The following is a 19971-nucleotide window of genomic DNA, read 5'->3' on the forward strand; positions in this document are numbered from 1 at the left end:
CGCCAACCTTAATGAAGTTGGCGTTTTTATTTTTTGATAGATAGAATATTTTAAACGGCTTGCTTTACACTTTTAATAGCAGCGCTCATTTCTTTTATCAGCGAAATATCTTTTTCAATAGCATTACCTACCACAATTACATCAGCACCAGCCTTACAGTTTAAGTAAGCTTTTTCTGGTGTTGTAATACCGCCGCCAACTATTAGTGGTGCTTCAATATGTTGTGATACAAACTGAATCATCTTTTCAGTAATAGGTCGCTGTGCACCGCTGCCTGCATCCATGTATATTAGCTTCATGCCTAGCATTTCGCCAGCCATTGCAGTACACATAGCTATTTCATTTTTATCTGCTGGTATAGGGCTTGCATTGGAAATGTACGATACTGTTGTGGGCGCACCGCCATCAATAACCATATAGCCTGTAGGCATTATTTCTAAACCACTCTTTTTTACAAAAGGCGCAGAAATAACATGTTGCCCAATTAGCAGTTCGGGATTTCTACCAGAAATCAACGATAAATACAGTAACGCATCAGCATACCTGCTTACTTGTGAAGGCGAACCTGGAAACAAAATAACAGGGATATCGCAGTTGGCTTTTATTTGCTTAATACAGTCATCTAAATGGTTAGAAATAACTAAACTACCACCAACAAAAAAGTAATCAACTGATGCTTCTAGGGCAATACTCACCAATTGGTCAATAGTAGACACCTCGACTTTATCCGGGTCAATTAACACCGAAAACGATTTTTTCCCAGCTCGTTTCTTTTCTACAAATTGATGGTATAAAGCTTGCTTCATTCAGTAATGATAGGTTAACTGCAAAATGCAAAAATTAATGCAATTATAGCAGTAGTTTTTGATTATTTATTTGTTATATCCAGATAATGACAAAATAGTTTCTCACTTTATGTGCAATATAGAGCTTTTAGGGCAAATAATTTACTCATGTTCTTTATTTAACTTAGAAATCTCACTAGTTACTATTATACTATGGTATATGTATTGTGATTTATTATACCTCAATTATTTAGACTTTATTAAGAGTCGGCTAGAAGATTAAGATGAAAGTATTATCCACATCTGTTGACATTTGTTCAATTGTATTTCAATTTCATAGAGATATTTTCGTAGAGGTGGTTAACAATTCTTTAACCATCATTTAATCCACTTTCAAATCAGTAAATAATCATCGCTTGTTATGGCAAAAACTACCAACAAAGGCTTGCAATTTAGCCGTCGTTTCACAAAGGAAAATGTAAGTCCTTATGACATGTTTGAGTACGATTACAGAGACAGCGTCATTAAAAATCCAACTGGTGAAAAGGTATTTGAAATGAATAATGTAGAGGTACCAAAACAATGGAGCCAAATAGCTACAGATATTCTTGCTCAAAAATATTTTCGCAAAGCTGGTGTGCCACAAACTGATGGTAGTGTTGGTAGAGAAACTTCTGTAAAACAAGTAGCGCATCGTATGGCTAACTGCTGGCGAGTTTGGGGCGAACGTTATGGTTATTTTGCTACAGCAAAAGATGCACAAGTATTTTACGATGAGTTAGCATACAGTATCTTAAATCAATCATGTGTGCCTAATAGCCCACAATGGTTTAACACAGGCCTACATGAAAGTTATGGTATTACTGGTAAGCCGCAAGGGCACTACTTTGTAGACCCTAATGATGGTGAATTAAAAAAATCTTCAAACGCTTACGAACGTCCTCAACCACATGCTTGCTTTATTTTAAGTGTGAATGATGATTTGGTAAATGATGGTGGTATAATGGATTTATTTGTACGTGAAGCCCGAATTTTCAAATATGGTAGTGGTGTAGGTACAAACTACTCTCAAATACGTGGCGCAAATGAAAAACTGAGTGGTGGCGGTACTTCTAGCGGCTTAATGAGCTTCTTAAAAATTGGTGATAGAGCCGCTGGTGCAATTAAAAGTGGCGGTACTACAAGGCGTGCTGCTAAAATGGTATGCTTAGATTTAGACCATCCAGAGATAATGGAATTTATCAACTGGAAAGTTGGTGAAGAAAAGAAAGTAGCTGCATTGGTAGCAGCTGGTTATGATAATAGTTATGAAGGAGAAGCTTACACCACAGTGGCAGGACAAAACTCTAATAACTCAATTCGTATACCCAACGAATTTTTTAAAATGCTTGAAGAAGATGGTGAATGGGAATTAAAAGCAAGAACCGATGGCAGAGTGATGAAGAGAATTCCAGCAAGAGAAGTGTGGAATCAAATTGCTTATGCTGCTTGGGCTTGCGCCGATCCTGGTACACAATACGATACTACTATTAACGAGTGGCATACTTGCCCTAAAGGTGGTAGAATTAATGCTTCTAACCCATGTAGCGAATACATGTTTTTAGATAATACAGCTTGCAACTTAGCATCAATCAACTTACGCAAATTCTTTGATGAAAGTACCAACAAGCTTGATGTTGAAGGCATTGAATACATTAGTCGTTTGTGGACGGTTGTGCTAGAAATATCTGTTTTAATGGCACAGTTTCCTAGTAAAGAAGTAGCACAATTAAGCTACGACTATAGAACGCTTGGTCTAGGTTTTGCCAATCTTGGCACCGTGTTAATGATTAGCGGTATACCATACGATAGTGAAGAAGCAAGAGGTATAGCAGGTGCTGTAACTGCTGTAATGACTGGTGTTGCCTATAAAACATCAGCAGAAATGGCTGCCTTCTTAGGCACATTTGCTAAGTACGAAGAAAATAAAGCAGACATGCTGCGTGTAATGCGTAACCATCGTGCAGCAGCTTATGATGCTAGTGAAGCGTACGAGGGATTGGAAATAAAGCCACAAGGTATTAATGCTAAATATTGCCCAGACTTTTTACTGAAAGCAGCAACTAAAGCATGGGATGAAGCAGTACAACTAGGTGAGCGATATGGTTATAGAAATGCACAAACTACTGTAATAGCACCAACAGGTACAATTGGCTTAGTAATGGATTGCGATACCACAGGTGTAGAACCAGATTTTGCTTTGGTGAAATTTAAAAAATTAAGTGGTGGTGGGTACTTTAAAATAATTAATGGTGCAGTACCAAATGCCTTGAAAACATTGGGCTACAGCCAAAAAGAAATAGATGCAATTGAGAAATATGCAGTAGGTGCTGCAAGTTTTGATGGTGCACCTTTTATCAATACACAAACATTGTTAGCCAAAGGCTTTTTACAAGAAGAAATAAACAAGCTAAACGCAGCCGCTAAATCCGCGTTTGAAATTGGCTTTATTTTCAACAGATATGCTTTAGGTGATGCTTGCTTGCAACGCTTAGGGTTTACTGAAGAACAATATGGTGACTTTAGCTTTAACATGCTAGAAGCACTTGGATTTAGCGATGATGAAATTGATGCGGCTAACGATTATGTATGTGGCGCTATGACTGTAGAAGGTGCGCCATATTTGAAGCACGAGCATTTGGCAGTATTTGACTGTGCCAATAAATGTGGTAAAAAAGGTGAACGTTACATTCATGCACATGGTCATATTAGAATGATGGGGGCTTGCCAACCATTTTTAAGTGGCGCTATTTCTAAAACCATCAATTTGCCACACGAAGCAACTGTTGAAGAAATTGCTGACTGCTATAAAATGAGTTGGGAACTAGGTCTTAAAGCCAATGCATTATACCGTGATGGCTCCAAATTATCACAACCATTAAGCAATAAATCTGATAAAAAGAAGAAGACAGAAGAAGCTAAAGAAGAAGAGATAGAGGTAACAGTTCAGCAGCCAGTAACAAGTAATGTATCGAACATTGTAGACCTTACACAGCTTACTGTTGATGAATTATTAGAAGAAGTAAATAAGCGCATGACGGCTTCAACAGATACTAAGTTGAAACGTCAATTATCAAGAATAGTTGAGAGAAAATCATTGCCAGCAAAACGCCGTGGCTATACCCAAAAAGCTAAAATTAATGGTCAAGTATTGTTCTTGCGTACAGGTGAATACAATGATGGTACTTTGGGCGAAATTTTTATTGACCTAGCAAAAGAAGGATCAACTTTACGTAGCTTAATGAACTGCTTTGCAATCTCTGTGTCTGTTGGCTTGCAATATGGTGTGCCATTAGAAGAGTTTGTAGAGAAGTTTGTGTTTACTAAGTTCGAGCCAGCAGGCATGGTAGATCATCCAAACATCAAAACAACTACATCATTGGTAGATTTTGTTTTCCGTGCTTTAGCGTTTGATTATTTAGACAGAACAGATTTGGTGCATGTACTTAACAAACCAGAAGTTGAAAATCTTGGTGAAGATGATGATGTAACATTTATTGGCCAGCCAGAATTAAGTAGTGTGCGTGTAGCCGCATCAACAGCTATACAACCACAAAAATATTTACAACCTGTTGTAGCTACTAGCAAAAATGATTATGGTATGGATGCGGTAAATGCTGCTGCTAAAAGTATGCAAAGCGATGCGCCAAGCTGTAACACTTGTGGACACATTACTGTACGTAGTGGTACTTGTTACAAATGCTTAAACTGCGGTAATAGCATGGGCTGTAGCTAGTTTGTAAAGTAAATAAATTGTCGCCTTATATTTTCAAAGCCTCGTTTATCGGGGCTTTGTTATTTTTTGCAAATAAAAAACCCAGAATGAAAATTCTGGGTACGCTGTTTAACCCCCTATGGAAAACAAGCTGTGATGATATAGATTTGCTGCTAGTATGTTAAAATGTTAAACATTTTACGGTACAATAACAGATATTATTATAGTCTATTTGGTTACTAAACTAAATGAACATAATTTCAACAACTGGATTTTAAGACGGCGCTACTTGTTGATTATTAGTGTTTTATGTGCTACTAGCCAACTTGTTCCTTTTTTTAACTTTGTAAAAGTAATGCACTTGCAAAGACCAAACAACTGCGAATATTCGCAGTTTGTGGTGTGAAAAAAAATGATTAAAGCATCTTATATTAAAATTGATTTTAAATAGTATGAGTGAGCAAACAAACTTTGGCAATTATTCAAAATCATTTATTACGGATATACCTGCAGATTTAACTACTAACGAAGCCTTGTTTTTAAAGCAAACAATACCAAGATTTCCGCTTGAAGCCGTTTATATTTATTCTTTTAAGGAAGGTAAAATGATTTATGCTGATGGCTGGCAAGAAGTGCTAGGCGTTAAGGATAGTGATATTTCTATGCTTAAAATAGTGGTGATGACAGCACCAGACTACGCACCATTTGTAAATGAACTGAACGATAAAGCCCTAATGTTTATTCATAAAAAAAGACCAGAATTAGAGAAGTATAGTTTTTTAATTGAGCAAAAGAAAATACATAAAAATGGTACCGAAGTGCCTATTGTAGCAAGGGTAGGTGTACATGAATGTGAGAATGATTCTGTGGTGTCTATCATTGGGCGCTTTCAAGTAAACCAGAATATTCGTTTTGGTAAAGTAATGCGTTATGCAGCTTTTGGCCCTGAGAAAAACGAGTTTGAAGAAGAACTAAACAAGAATTTGTTTTACAAAAATGCCATCTCTAACAAAGAAAAAGATGCACTCGCACTAATTGCAAAAGGGTACTCGCTTAAAGAAGTAGCAGGAATGTTGAATCTTTCACAATCAGCAGTAGAAAAACGCATCATTCCATTGTACAAGCGTTTTGATGTTAAAAGTATGCCGCACTTGGTAAGCTTTGCTTACGAGAACTATATTTTGCCTTAAAGGTAAATACAGGTGATATTACTTTGCGATACGCCAATTTGTGTAAGCATAGCTACCCAATTACTGCTTATATCATCGTCACAATTACCATTGCCAAGCACCCAAACCACATTACTATTTTGCATGGAAGCAACATTGGCACTGCCAAAAGTTGGGTTATTTAAAAATCCTAAAAATGTAGATGGATGAATAAGTGTACTATCTACGCCTGGGTTTACATCATCAACAATTAATAGCGATGCACTGCGCCAAGCAAAGAGGTCTAAACTTTTAGGTGCATCTACATCAATATTGGCTTCATAAAAAAGGCTTATTAATTTCATAGCGGTAGTGTAGCTACAGCTATGATGTTTAATAGAACGTTCATTAGCAATGGCAACGCTCAGGCTAGTTTTACCAGTATTGTTTGCACCAAAAACTAGTAGATGTTTGCCAGTGTCATTTGTTTTTAAAAATTCAATAATTATCTGCTTTTGTTCATCGTTAATCGTGTTGTTCCATTGGCTTAATCTAAACTGAAAAGGATAGCCAGCAGCTTGCTGATACATTTTGGTTAAATACCAATCTCTTACTGGGTAACTTACAATTACTATTAACGCAAGTAACGTGTATAATACTGTGTTATTACTCGCTAAACTTAAGCTCATAGTTAAAGCACCAATACTAAAAAATACAACGTCTATTGCAGTATCATAAGCTATGTTCTTCCAATCGGGCTGAAAGGTGTAACCACCTTTTATATTCTTGGTAGTATGTTTAGTTTTTTTGAATAATAACGGCCCTAAAAAATTAAAGCATTCGAAAATAAACCAAGCTGCAGCTATGCCAATACCAGCCCAAAATGCAGGCTTTGCAATACAAGTAAAATGTAGAAAAATATGGTACAAAGCAAATGTGGTAACAAAGGCCAATGAGAAATGCCCAAACTGGTTGGCAAGCCAACTATAAGTAAGCGACACACCACGGTAAGAATCTTTACCGATTAGGTCGTATTTAATTTGTGCCCATACTTTTTTAGCTGTAATTACACTCATAGATAGTAGGTTTTGGAAAGGCAATTAACGCATTTGTTTTTATAAATATTCGCTTATCTATTTCTTTCTAAATCTTTAAGCGAGTTTTAAATCATATCTCATGTTATTATCGCAGATTTAGGTAGGCAAATATTTACCCTTTACATTTACAAGTCTATATTCATTACATCATGCAGGTATCATTTTCATACGATAAAAAGAAAACACTTCAAGCATTACGCTACCACTTTATTGCCAGGCCAGAAATTAAGTGGATGATGATTGTGGTAAACGTATTTGCTGTGGTTGCAGCTGCACTTTTTTATTTTCATAAAGTTAGGCCCGAGCCTTTTTTGCTTGGCACAATTGTTTGGTTAATTATGATGCTAAGTGTATGGTATCTCTTGCCTTATAGCATTTACAATAAAGCAACTACTTTTAAAGAAAGTTTTACTATTTATTTCTCCGAACATCAAATAAAGCTAAGCAGCGATGTAGGTTATGTAGATTGGTCTTGGAGTAAAATAATTATGTTCTTCGAGAGTCCTCATTTCTTTCATTTATATTTTGATGCGAAGTCTTTTTTTCTAGTGCCAAAAGATAATATGAGTGATGATTTTAGACACGAATTAAGGGCTTTGTTAAAAGCTAAAATAGATAAATAGTTTACCATTATAACTGCTTTTTTATGCAAAAAATTATCTTGTTTTTCGCTGCTTTATTAGTGTTTGGTGTTACCAATGCACAAACAAAAAATACAGAGGTTTTAAAAGATCAAGCTATTAAAGATCTTCAAGGTAAGTACGATGATTACAAGAAAGTGGCGCTTCAAATTTGGAACTATGCAGAGGTTGGTTATAAAGAAGTAAAAAGCTCGGCTTTACACCAAAAAACATTAAGCGATAATGGCTTTACTGTTGAAGCAGGCGTGGCTGATATTCCTACAGCATTTGTAGCTACTTACGGTAGCGGTAAGCCAGTCATTGGTATACTTGCAGAGTTTGATGCTTTACCAGGGTTAGCGCAAAATGCAACACCTGAAAAATCAGCAATTGAAGGGCAAAATGCAGGTCATGGTTGTGGTCATCATTTATTTGGTACAGCAAGCGTGGCTGCTGCTATTGAACTAAAAAAGTTAATGGTCGAAGGCAAGTTAAAAGGTACTATTAAATTGTACGGTTGTCCTGCTGAAGAAGGTGGTAGTGGCAAAGTGTATATGGTTCGTGCAGGCTTGTTTAATAATGTAGATGTGGTTATTCATTGGCATCCTGGTAATGATAACGAAGTGACAATGACAAGTGCTTTGGCAAATTCATCTGCTAAGTTTCGTTTTCACGGTTTATCTGCACATGCTGCTGCTGCACCAGAAAGAGGTAGAAGCGCATTAGATGGCGTAGAAAGTATGGATTACATGGTAAACATGATGCGTGAACATATCCCTCAAGAAACTCGCATTCATTATGTAATTACAAGTGGTGGTAAAGCACCTAATGTTGTACCAGATTTTGCAGAAGTTTACTACTATGTGCGTCATCCTAAACGTGACCAAGTAAAGGATATTTTTGAACGTGTGGTAAATGCAGCCAAAGGCGCAGCACTAGGTACAGGCACTTCGGTTGACTATGAAATTATTGGCGGTACACATGACCTACTTTTAAATAAAACATTGGGTGAAGTGATGCAGAAAGATTTGGAAAAAGTAGGTGGGGTAAATTATACAACAGAGGAAATAGCTTTTGCCAAAAAAATACAAGCTTCGTTTACATTTCCTGCACCAGATTTAAGCGTAGCCACAACAATAAAACCATTAAGCCTAAGCCCTGATGCTGGTGGCGGTAGTACCGATGTAGGTGACGTAAGTTATGTAGTACCTACTGTAGGTATGAGTGCTGCAACTTGGGTACCTGGTGTACCTGCGCATAGCTGGCAAGCAGTGGCTTGTGGCGGTACAGATATTGGTATAAAAGGTATGATGGTAGCAGCCAAAACAATGGCACTAACAGCTATTGATTTATACACCAATCAGCAGTTGATAGATAAAGCCACGCAAGAATTTAAGCAACAATTGGGTAACTATCAATACAAAGCACTTTTAGGCGATAGAAAACCTGCATTGAACTATCGAGATTAATTAGCTGTTTGTCATTGTTTAGTCATTTTGTAATAAAATGGGCTGAACATTTATCAAAAATATGTGTTAGTACATCTATTAAACTGTAAGTACTCTATATTTGCATATACAAACATCGCCTATGCCTCAAGTACACGATATATTAAAATTGGCTCATAGAGGTGGTATTGAGCCTAGTATGGATTTGTTGTACCATAAAGAACAACATATTCCTGGATCTATTAGCTATAACATCAATCGCTATTATGCACAGCACCCTTGGGTAGCTGAAGATACTGGTATGATGGTGTATCATTACGATGCAGACAAGCCAGATAATAATTATTTAGAGCTTCGTTATTGCACCACCGGCAATAAATATTGCTACGAGAAAAGTTGCTCTTTTTGTAAAGACCAACCTACTAATTGTAAAGGTGAGCAGACAACTGTAGATGTGTTTACATTTCATTTTTCCTCAGCATTTCTATACCAGTTTACACACAATGTAAAAGTGAGTAATCGTAAAGATGAAGTGTTGGCTTTTAAGCATCCTAATGCATTTACCAAAACATTTCCTTTGTGCAGCAAAAAGCGTAATACACTTGATGCGCTACTTAATCATAGCTACACTGGTGCTTTAGAAAACATCTTCATTAATGCCAAGGTACACGAACTATTGTTGTATAGTTTGGATTGTTTAGTAGATGAAAAAGAAGAAGGCTTTAGCTGTAAGTTTCTAGAAGACGAACGCAGTCGTGAAGGCATTTACAAGGCAAGAGAAATTTTGTTGCAACATATTGGTGACCCAATTACCATTAAAGAATTGAGTCGTAAAGTAGCCATGAATGAGTGTTACGTAAAAAAAGGCTTTAAAGAAATATTTGGTACCACTATTTTCGATTTTTACCAACAACAGCGGATGGAACACGCAAAATATTTGTTGTACGAAAAATCACTTAGCGTTACTGATGTATCAGCGCTTTTGGGCTATTCATCTATCTCGCATTTCTCTGCTGCATTTAAAAAACACACGGGTTTAAAGCCTTGTGATTTATTGAAATAATCATTTTAGTCAGCCATTCATCATAAGCGGCTTACTATTTTGCCAATAATTAAAACTTTCTCTGCAATTTTAATGCATGAGAAAGTTTTTTGTTTATAGCCTATTGATGGTTTTTGTAGCTTGTCAGTCGAAGACAGAAGTAGATACCATTGTTCATAATGCAGTTATTTATACTGTAGATAGTGCCTTTACTATTACAGAAGCAATGGCGGTAAAAGATGGGAAAATTATAGCTACTGGCAAGAATGATGACATCCTTAATCGCTTTGGTGCAAAAGAAACCATCAACGCACAAGGCAAGCCGGTGTACCCTGGATTTATAGATGCGCATGCACACTTTTTAGGTTATGGGCAGAGCTTGTTTCAAGTAAATTTATTTGGTTGCAATACTTGGGATGAAGTAGTAAGTCGTGTGCAAGAATTTGCAGCAAAACATCCTGATGAACCTTGGATAAAAGGTAGAGGTTGGGATCAAAATAAATTTCCTGCTAAGCAATATCCAACCAACGATAAGTTGAATCAACTGTTTCCAAATAAACCTGTGTTTTTAACCCGTGTAGATGGTCATGCTGCAATAGCCAATCAAAAAGCATTAGATATGGCTGGCGTGAATGCTGGTGCTACATTAACAGGTGGCGAAATTGAAATTAAGAATGGTAAATTATCTGGTATCTTGATAGATAATGCCACTTCTTTGATAGAAAATATTTTACCAAAACCAACTAAAGCAGATTATGAGAAATGGTTGCTAGCAGCGCAAGACAATTGCTTTGCACAAGGGCTTACAACGGTTACAGATTGTGGTTTGATGTACGATGATGTAGAGAAAATTGATGCTTTGCAAAAGGAAAGCAAATTGAATATGCGCTTGTTTGTTATGCTAAGCGATGCCACAGATAATTACAATCATTATTTACAAAAAGGGCCTTACAAAACAGATAAATTATTTGTAAATGGCTTTAAGGTTTATGCGGATGGTGCTTTGGGTAGCCGTGGTGCTTGCTTGCTGCATCCTTATAGCGATAAACCTAGCTGGACGGGCTTTTTACTAAATACAAAAGGGCATTATGATAGTGTAGCGGCTTTGCTTGTGAATACTAAGTTTCAAATGTGTACACATGCCATTGGCGATAGTGCCAACAGAGAAATTTTAACCATTTACAACAAATACCTAAAAGGTAAAAACGATAAGCGCTGGCGCATTGAACATGCCCAAGTGGTTAATGAGGCTGATTTTAATTTGTTTGGTAGTGCAAGTGTGGTGCCATCTGTACAACCAACACACGCTACAAGCGACATGTATTGGGCCACTGAGCGCTTGGGCAATGAACGCATTAAAGGTGCTTATGCTTACAAGCAATTGTTACAGCAAAATGGTTGGCTGCCTTTAGGTACCGATTTTCCTGTAGAAGATATTAGTCCTTTTAAAACATTTTTAGCAGCAGTATTTAGACAAGATGCTAAACAGTTTCCTGCAAGTGGTTTTCAAATGAGTGATGGATTAACAAAAGAAGAAACTTTAAAAGGTATGACTATTTGGGCTGCAAAAGCAGGCTTTCTTGAGCAAGAAATTGGTAGTTTAGAAGTAGGTAAAAAGGCAGATTTTATAATGCTTGATAACGATATTATGAAAGCTAATGCGACTAATATTTTGGCTATTAAGCCATTACTTACTGTTGTAGGTGGTAAAAAAGTATTTGGTAAATGATAGCTTATTGATACAAGACAGCTCATTTTTCTTGTTTGTAAACGACTTTAATGAACTGTTTGTATGTTATTATTTTGTTGCAAAAAGCATTATTGTTTAACTGTAATGCAATGGCAGCATAGATTACAGGTTTTTATTGTTATGTCATTAGCTGATATTTAACAAAAAAGCAGTTTTTAAACTTGGTAGATAAAGATTTCGTATTTATTTTCGCTGCTCGATTTTATAATCGAATAAACAATATTTGTTAACGCCACTAAATTTCTATTTAACATGGCAGTAAAAATGAGACTACAAAGACACGGTAGCAAAAAACGCCCATTCTACTTTATAGTAGTTGCTGATGGTCGTGCACCGAGAGATGGTAAATTCATCCAAAAAATTGGTACTTACAATCCACTTACAGTACCTGCTACAATTCAATTAGATCGTCAAAAAGCATTAGAATGGTTGCACAAAGGTGCTCAACCTACTGATACTGTTCGTCGTATCTTGTCTTTCAAAGGCGTATTGTTCTTGAAGCACTTACTTCGTGGTGTAAAACTTGGTTTGTTTGATGATGCACAAGCGATGATTAAATTCCAAGCTTGGCACGACGAACACGAGGCCAACATTTTGCGTCGTAGCGATGCTCACAAAAAATCGCAAAAAGACCGCAGAAACGTTCCTGTAGTACGTAAAGTAGAAGCTGCTCCAGTTGCTACTGAAGTACCTCAGGCTAGTGAAGAAGCATAAAATCTTTCGCCATCTAAAAGGTTCCAATCTATCCGGTTGGAACCTTTTTACTTTTATACCCAAGCTACTTTTTATTAAAATTACCGAAGCAACTTGTAAGTTAAACAATACGTTGTACAAGTTAGTTTCTCGCTTTTGCATGATGTTAACAATAAATTATTTTGCTACAATACACAATAACAAATACCAAGGTATCTTGTTAAAGTGTTACGTTGCATCTTTGCAACCAACGTAATATATAACACAACTGCATAATGGCGCACCAACATACCAATCAGCTGATACACGAAACGAGCCCATACTTATTGCAACATGCCCATAATCCTGTTAACTGGATGCCTTGGGGTGAAGCTGCTTTGCAAAAAGCTAAGGAAGAAAATAAGCCGATTCTGGTGAGTATTGGCTATGCAGCTTGTCATTGGTGCCATGTGATGGAAAGAGAAAGTTTTGAAGATGAAGGCACGGCGCAAATTATGAATGAGCACTTCGTAAATATTAAAATAGATAGAGAGGAGCGACCAGATTTAGACCATATTTATATGGATGCTGTTCAAGCTATGACAGGTAGTGGTGGCTGGCCATTGAATGTATTTTTAACACCAGATTGCAAGCCGTTTTACGGTGGCACTTATTTTCCTCCAGTTAGGGCTTACAATAGAATGAGTTGGAAAGAAACTTTGCATGCTATTCATCAGTCTTATCAAGAAAAAAAGCATGAAATTGAAGCGCAAGCTGATAACTTAATGAACCATTTACTTAATGCTAATGCTTTTGGTATAAGTAAAGTTGGCGAAGCACAAAAGCCATCCATTTTTACACAAGAAAACTTGGCTTTAATTGCTGATAATATTTTGAAGCAAGCAGATACAGAATGGGGTGGTTTTGGCAATGCACCAAAATTTCCTCAAACATTTTCTATACAATATTTGCTAAGGCATTATCACTTTACAAAAGACGAATCTGCTTTGCAACAAGCTTTGCTAAGCTTAAATAAAATGATTTATGGTGGTATTTACGATCAGCTTGGTGGCGGCTTTGCTAGATACAGTACTGATGTAAAATGGCTTGCGCCGCACTTTGAGAAAATGTTATACGATAATGCGCTTTTAATTGGTGTTTTATCTGAAGCTTATCAAATAACACATAATAAGCTCTACGCTGAAGTAATTGAACAAACTATAGGATTTATTGAAAGAGAAATGCTTGATGCTAGCGGCGGTTTTTATAGTGCATTAGATGCAGACAGTGAAGGTGTTGAAGGTAAGTTTTATACGTGGTCTAAAGATGAAGTGGACGCATTATTGGGTAATGATAGCGCCTTGTATTGTGAATATTATAATGTTGTAGAAGAAGGAAATTGGGAACATTCAAATATTTTATGGGTACAAGAGCCGTTACAAGATTTTGCAGAGCGCAAAGCGATAGAAGCTCAAGACCTAAGGGCAATAATTGAACGTTGTAATGCTATACTATTTGTGCAGCGCAGTACTAGAATTCGCCCACAACTAGATGACAAAATATTACTTGGCTGGAATGCTTTAACGATTACTGCTTTGTGCAAAGCTTATGCAGCAACTGGTGTAGACCGCTATAAAGAGTTGGCACTAAATAATTATCATTTTCTTGTTAAAGCTTTTGAAGCAGGTGATGGGTCATTGTATCATACGTATAAAAATAGCCAAGCTAAAATTCCTGCTTTTTTGGATGATTATGCTTACTTCATTCAAGCATGTATTCACTTGCAAGAAGTAACTGGTGAAACAATGTATTTAATAAATGCGAGAGATTTGACTGAATATGTAGTTGAAAATTTTGCAGAAGTTGATACAGGCTTTTTTTATTATACACACCAGCACCAACAGGATGTAATTGTAAGAAAGAAAGAAGTGTATGATGGTGCAGTGCCATCTGGTAATGCAGTAATGGCTGGTAATTTATTGTATATAGGTACTCTTTTTAATCAATCAAACTGGCGTGAACATGCAATAGATATTACACAGAACTTAGGAACTGCAATAATTAGATATCCAACTTCGTTTGGTGTGTGGGCAAGTTTGGTACAAATGCAAACAAATGGCATTAAGGAAATTGTGGTTACAGGCTCAGATGCTAGAATTTATGTAAAGCCTCTGTTAGAAGTTTTTTTGCCGAATAAAATTATGCAAACTGCTATTTTTTTCGAGAATGGCTTTCCATTGCTAGAGGGGAAAGAATTTGTAAAAGAAACAATGTTTTATGTATGCGAAAATTATACATGTAAAGAGCCGGTCAATAATTTTATCAACTTTTTACCAAAATTATAACATAGAAATAAGTGCGCTATTGAAATATTTACTATTTTGGCAGTCCTAAAGAGTATTTTTTAGAGTTACCATAAAAAACATAACTGGTAAATAACCTTTAAAACAAGCGTACTGACTGATTTCTACTTTGTAGTGTAAAAATATTGAGAACAAAACGTAAACTGAATTTTCGAACGGTTTTTACCTATATATTTGTTATTACCTGTTAATAGTTTTTTATGATGATAAACCGAAACAATCTTTTATCAGTTGCTGTTTTGCTGCTTGTGTCTGCAAGTTGTTCTAAGTCAAAGAGCAAATCAAAAGGTGGTCCTGATGATGGCCAAGTAAGAGGTGTAGCACCGTCTGCTAAGCAAAGTATGAATCCGCCGTTTGGTATGGTGTATGTACCGCCTGGTACATTTCACATGGGGCCAAGTGACGAGGATATTAACTACACGTTTACTGCAAGAAACCGTCAGGTTTCTATTCCTGGTTTTTGGATGGATGCAACTGAAATTACCAATAATAAATATCGTCAGTTTGTAATTTGGGTAAGAGATTCTCTTGCTGCAAAAGAATTGGGTTTCTATAAACCCACAAATGGTAGCAATGGTGATTCATCTATAGCTATCGATTGGGTAAAGGCAAGAAACATTAAGTACGATGCCTCTAATTTAGAAAAACTAGGTAATAAATTGATATTAGCACCTGATAACAGATTAAATGGTAAGGCTGATATTGACCCAGATAAGTTAATATACCATTCTGAAACTTTTGAATTAGCAGAAGCTGCTAAAAGAGAAAATGCTGGTATTGCTCGTAAAAACTTTATCACAAGAAAAGATACCAAAATCTATCCTGATACATTGGTTTGGATGAGGGATTTCTCATACTCATATAATGAACCAATGACTAAGAGATATTTTGCACACCCTTCTTTTGGAAATTATCCTGTTATTGGCATAACTTGGAAACAAGCAATTGCCTTCTGCCATTGGAGAACGCATATTCAAAATGATTTTCTTGAAAGAAAGAAAATGGCGGTTGAAAGTGATTATCGCTTGCCAAGCGAGGCTGAATGGGAATACGCAGCTAGAGGTGGTAGAACAAACTCTATGTTTCCTTGGGGTAACTACTATTTAAGAAATAAAAAAGGCTGCTTGCTTGCAAACTTCAAACCTGGTCGTGGTAACTATGCAGAAGATGGTGGTTTCTATACTGTTCGCGCCGATGCTTATTGGCCAAATGACTACGGTTTGTATAATATGGCAGGCAATGTAGCAGAGTGGACAAACTCTTATTTCAACGAAAGTTCATACAACTTTATGTCTGAAATGAGTCCAGATGTAAGATGGGATGCCAAAGATTCTGATCCTCCAAGAATGAAGCGTAAGGTAATTCGTGGTGGTAGCTGGAAAGATGTAGGTTACTTTTTACAAACTAGTACACGTGCTTTCGAGTATCAAGACTCTGCAAAATCTTACATTGGATTTAGATGTGTGATAGATTTGGCACCAAGAATGAGAAAATAAATAGTATCAATTAGCCAGCGTATTTAAATTATTTCTAACCAACATTTACTTAAACTTATAATCGTGAATCCATAAATATCATATTTATGGAAAGGCAATACCAATAACCAAATTTTAAAAATAAAAAATAGAAATCATGTCAGCAGGATTAAGCAAAGGTCAAAATAAATTATTGAATTTTGTAGTTTGTATTGGTGCAGCAATTGTAATTGTTGGTGCGTTATTTAAAATTATGCACTATCCAGGTTCTGAATATTTATTGCCAATTGGCCTTATTACTGAGGCAGGTATATTCTTGGTATATGCATTTTTACCACCACCAGAAGACGCTCATGCACCAGCAGTTGTAGAAGTTGCAGGTGGTAATCCAGCATTAAAAAGTATGGAAAAAATGTTAGCGGAGGCAGATATTACACCAGCTAATTTGGGTAAATTAAGTACGGGTTTTCAAAAATTAGGTAGCACAGTAGATAAAATGGGTGAAATAGGTGATGTTGTTAAATCTACTACCGATTTTGCAGCAAAATCAAAAGATGCAGCAGCAGCATTTGGTAATGTTTCTATTGCCGTTACAAAAGCTACTGATTCTTTAAATGCGTTCAGTGGTGCGTCTGAATCAGCAAAACAATTTCATGGTCAAGTACAAGTGTTAACTAAAAACTTAGCTTCTATTAATACCATTTACGAATTAGAATTACAAGAAAGTAACAATCACTTAAAAGCGCTTAACCAATTTTATGGTAAATTGGCACAAGCATCTTCTGCAATGCAAACAAGTGCTGAAGACGCTGTAAGAGCTAAAGAGCAAATTGCTGCTTTAGCAACTAATTTAAGTAAGTTAAATCAAGTATACGGCAATATGCTTACTGCAATGCAAGGCAGATAATTGTTGTATTTGAGAATTTAACCTAATTTGTGAATTTAAAGTAATTAAAAATTATGTCTTTACCTAAAGAACCGAGGCAGAAGATGATTAATGTGATGTACTTAGTACTAACAGCATTGTTAGCGCTAAACGTATCATCAGAAATCTTGAATGCTTTTAAAACGGTTAATGAGAGTTTAATAAATTCGAATAAAGCGATTGATGAGAAAAATCAAACTATTTTCAATTCATTCAAACAAGAATTAAATCAAGTAGAAAAAAAGGAATTAGCTGCAAAGTGGTTGCCAAAAGCTGAGCAAGCAAAAGCCTATGCTGATGAGGTCATTACTTATCTAAATGGCTTAGCATTGAAATTAAAGCAAGAGTCTAAATTAGAAATGATTGATGGAAAAGAAAAATATAATGAAGATAATTTAGATGCTGCCACTAGACTTTTTGTAGAACCAGGTAAAGCCAAAGGCGAAGAATTAAGACAGAAACTAGAAGAGTTTAAAACTAAAATCTTAGGTATTGATTCTGAAATCGGTAAAGAATTTGGGAGTACGTTACCATTAGATTTAAGAATTCCACAATCATCTGATAATAAAGTTGGAAAAAATGATTGGGCTTTTTCATATTTCCACATGACCCCAACTATTGCTGCCATTACCATTTTGAGTAAATTCCAAAATGACGTTAAAAATAGTGAAGCACAAATTGTAGAATTCTGCCACAAAAAAGTTGGTGAAGTACAAATTCGATACGATGCTTTTCAGGCCATTGCTAGTCAAAGTTCAGAATATTTAATGCCAGGGCAAGAGTTAAGAATTACAGGTGGTGTTGGCGCTTTTAGTAATGCTGCAAAACCTAACGTTACAATCGATGGTTCGTCAATACCTTTAAACGCAGAAGGTGTTGCAGAATACAAAACTACAGTTGGCGGGCCAGGGACTTACAGCAAAAAAGTGACTATCTCTTTTAAAAAGCCAGATGGAACCATTGGAACTTTAGATAAAGAAATTAAATATACTGTGGGCTCACCTACAGGCGTTACAGTAAGTGCAGATGCGGTTAAGGTCTTATACATTGGTGTGCCAAATCCTATATCCGTTTCTGGCGGTAGCGCAGGTGCAGAAAAAATAAATGCCACAATCGATAATGGTTCTTTAAATAATAAAGGTGGCGGTAAATTTGAAGCTAACGTAGAAACACCTGGTAAAGCAACTATCACAGTATCTGTAGATGGTAAGTCTACACCATTTGATTTTAAAGTAAAACGAATTCCAGACCCAATGCCAATGGTAGGTAATAGTGGTGGTGGTACAATACCTGTAAATGCTTTTAAAGCTAACGTGGGTGTAAGAGCAGATTTAAAAGACTTTGTGTTCGAAGGTATCAAATATGAGGTAAGTGGATTTTTGCTAGTTGCCCAAGGTAAAGGTTTTGAAAATGGTGCTGGTTTTACTCAAAATAAAGGTGCTTATTTTAGTTCTGAGGCCAAATCAATTATTGAAAAGTGTAAGGCTGGTTCTACTGTTGCTATTACAGATATATATGTTAATGGGCCTGATGGGAATAGAAAATTAGCTAGTTCGGCTGTATTCAATCTTTCTAATTAAAAAATTGTTTTATGCGAAATTTATTTGTCAAAGGATTTTGTTTATCAGTTGCGTTAATTGCATTGACAAACACTGGTGCTTTTGCGCAAAAGACCAAAAAGCCTGCTTCAAAAAAGCCAGCTGGAAATGCTAATCCGTTTGGTAATCCAACGCCTGCATCTAGTAATACTAAACCGGCTACAAATACAAATCCGTTTGAATCAAACAATAGTGGTGCAAGTGCCAATCCTTTTGAGAATAATAGTGCTGCAAAAGGCATTAAAGCAGATACAACAAAGCGCCCTTCTGTAAGAAAAAATGTACCACTAGAAATCGTTAAATCTTCCGGATCTGGTAATCCTTTAACAGATTCAAATAAAGTGTCTTTGCGAAACGATAACGCAGTAGAAGCCAATTTAATTAAAGATAGAGCACCACTACCTTACGATTATATTCGTGAAGATGACGCTATTTTTAAACAAAGAATTTGGCGAGTAATTGATGCACGTGAAAAAATGAATCTACCATTTAAGAATACAATGGAAACTGATAATGGTAGTCAATTGTTTTTTGCTATATTATTTAAAGCTGTAGCTGATGGTGGTATAGTTGCTTTTGAAGATGAGCGCTTTACAACACCATTCACAAAAGAAAAATTCAAAGAACGTTTTTCTGGTGGTACAGATACTAGTGAAGTGCTTGATTTGGATGGTCAAACGGTAATTAGACGTGAAGTTCGTACGAGAGAATTTCCTATCGATTCAGTATATCGTTTTCAGTTAAAGGAAGAAGTGTTATTTGATAAAGAAGCTTCAAAATTAGTTACACGAATTTTAGGTGTAGCACCAATGGGGCCACAAATTTTGCCTAATGGTAAAGTGTTAGAAGGCCCACCAATTACTTATTTTTGGATTTACTACCCAGATATAAGAGCAACACTGGCAAAATTTGAAGTGTATAACCCTAAGAATTTTGGTAATAGAATGACTTGGGAGGATTTGTTTGAACAAAGATTTTACAGTAGTTACATTATAAAATCTACTATGGACAATCCATATAATCAAACATTAGCTGATAAACACGGCAAAAATAAATTGTTCATGCTTCTTGAAGGTGAAGCTATTAAAGAAAAAATATTTAATTACGAGCAAGATTTGTGGGCTTATTAAATGTTTATAAAATAATATTTAATTAAAATGGTGATGCTAAATAGCATCACCATTTTAATTTTCACTAATACTTAGCGTAACCCTTTGCTGAAAATTTTATAGAAATAATGGGTAACGAAAAATAATTGAAAAATAATCACTAGAATATTTTTTTATCGTTAAAT

At 36.0% G+C, this 19971-nt stretch carries 14 protein-coding genes; 12 read left to right on the forward strand and 2 right to left on the reverse strand.

Annotated elements, in window-relative coordinates:
* Positions 1-50 precede the first annotated feature (50 nt).
* Complete coding sequence (locus ACT9TX_RS00665) at positions 51-806, reverse strand: phosphoglycerol geranylgeranyltransferase (RefSeq protein WP_481336134.1); 756 nt, start codon at positions 804-806, stop codon at positions 51-53.
* A 400-nt stretch (positions 807-1206) separates the two neighbouring features.
* Between ACT9TX_RS00665 and ACT9TX_RS00670 the strand changes: the two genes are divergently transcribed.
* Both ACT9TX_RS00670 and ACT9TX_RS00675 read left to right on the forward strand, forming a co-directional pair.
* Positions 1207-4560, forward strand: a complete 3354-nt coding sequence (locus tag ACT9TX_RS00670) for a vitamin B12-dependent ribonucleotide reductase (protein ID WP_481336135.1) — start codon at positions 1207-1209, stop codon at positions 4558-4560.
* Between the two features lie 431 nt (positions 4561-4991).
* Entirely contained in the window at positions 4992-5729 is a 738-nt protein-coding gene (locus ACT9TX_RS00675) for a helix-turn-helix transcriptional regulator (RefSeq protein WP_481336136.1), read from the forward strand.
* On the opposite strand, the gene ACT9TX_RS00680 is transcribed toward ACT9TX_RS00675, so the two are convergent.
* On the reverse strand, positions 5726-6763 hold the full coding sequence (locus tag ACT9TX_RS00680; RefSeq protein ID WP_481336137.1) for a hypothetical protein: 1038 nt from the start codon (positions 6761-6763) through the stop codon (positions 5726-5728). The genes ACT9TX_RS00675 and ACT9TX_RS00680 overlap by 4 nt on opposite strands.
* 170 nt (positions 6764-6933) lie before the next feature.
* Between ACT9TX_RS00680 and ACT9TX_RS00685 the strand changes: the two genes are divergently transcribed.
* From ACT9TX_RS00685 to porN, 10 genes are all read left to right on the forward strand, one after another.
* Entirely contained in the window at positions 6934-7407 is a 474-nt protein-coding gene (locus ACT9TX_RS00685) for a YcxB family protein (protein WP_481336139.1), read from the forward strand.
* A gap of 23 nt (positions 7408-7430) precedes the next feature.
* Positions 7431-8873, forward strand: a complete 1443-nt coding sequence (locus ACT9TX_RS00690) for an amidohydrolase (RefSeq protein WP_481336141.1) — start codon at positions 7431-7433, stop codon at positions 8871-8873.
* A 121-nt stretch (positions 8874-8994) separates the two neighbouring features.
* Positions 8995-9915, forward strand: coding sequence for a helix-turn-helix domain-containing protein (locus ACT9TX_RS00695; RefSeq protein ID WP_481336142.1), 921 nt, complete (start codon positions 8995-8997; stop codon positions 9913-9915).
* 76 nt (positions 9916-9991) lie between these two features.
* Positions 9992-11623, forward strand: a complete 1632-nt coding sequence (locus ACT9TX_RS00700; protein ID WP_481336144.1) for an amidohydrolase — start codon at positions 9992-9994, stop codon at positions 11621-11623.
* A gap of 285 nt (positions 11624-11908) precedes the next feature.
* A complete protein-coding gene (rpsP, locus tag ACT9TX_RS00705; RefSeq protein WP_481336146.1) occupies positions 11909-12358 on the forward strand; it encodes a 30S ribosomal protein S16 in 450 nt (149 codons plus the stop codon).
* Between the two features lie 254 nt (positions 12359-12612).
* A complete protein-coding gene (locus ACT9TX_RS00710; protein ID WP_481336148.1) occupies positions 12613-14661 on the forward strand; it encodes a thioredoxin domain-containing protein in 2049 nt (682 codons plus the stop codon).
* Positions 14662-14879: 218 nt separating this feature from the next.
* Entirely contained in the window at positions 14880-16175 is a 1296-nt protein-coding gene (gene porK, locus ACT9TX_RS00715; protein WP_481336150.1) for a T9SS ring complex lipoprotein PorK/GldK, read from the forward strand.
* A gap of 136 nt (positions 16176-16311) precedes the next feature.
* Positions 16312-17061 carry a type IX secretion system motor protein PorL/GldL gene (gene porL / locus ACT9TX_RS00720; RefSeq protein WP_481336152.1) on the forward strand — a complete coding sequence of 250 codons (750 nt, stop codon included), beginning with the start codon at positions 16312-16314 and terminating at the stop codon, positions 17059-17061.
* A gap of 53 nt (positions 17062-17114) precedes the next feature.
* On the forward strand, positions 17115-18659 hold the full coding sequence (porM, locus tag ACT9TX_RS00725) for a type IX secretion system motor protein PorM/GldM (RefSeq protein ID WP_481336154.1): 1545 nt from the start codon (positions 17115-17117) through the stop codon (positions 18657-18659).
* A gap of 11 nt (positions 18660-18670) precedes the next feature.
* Entirely contained in the window at positions 18671-19807 is a 1137-nt protein-coding gene (gene porN / locus ACT9TX_RS00730) for a type IX secretion system ring subunit PorN/GldN (protein ID WP_481336156.1), read from the forward strand.
* Positions 19808-19971 lie beyond the last annotated feature (164 nt).

The organism is Parasediminibacterium sp. HNIBRBA5674 (genome assembly GCF_056745525.1).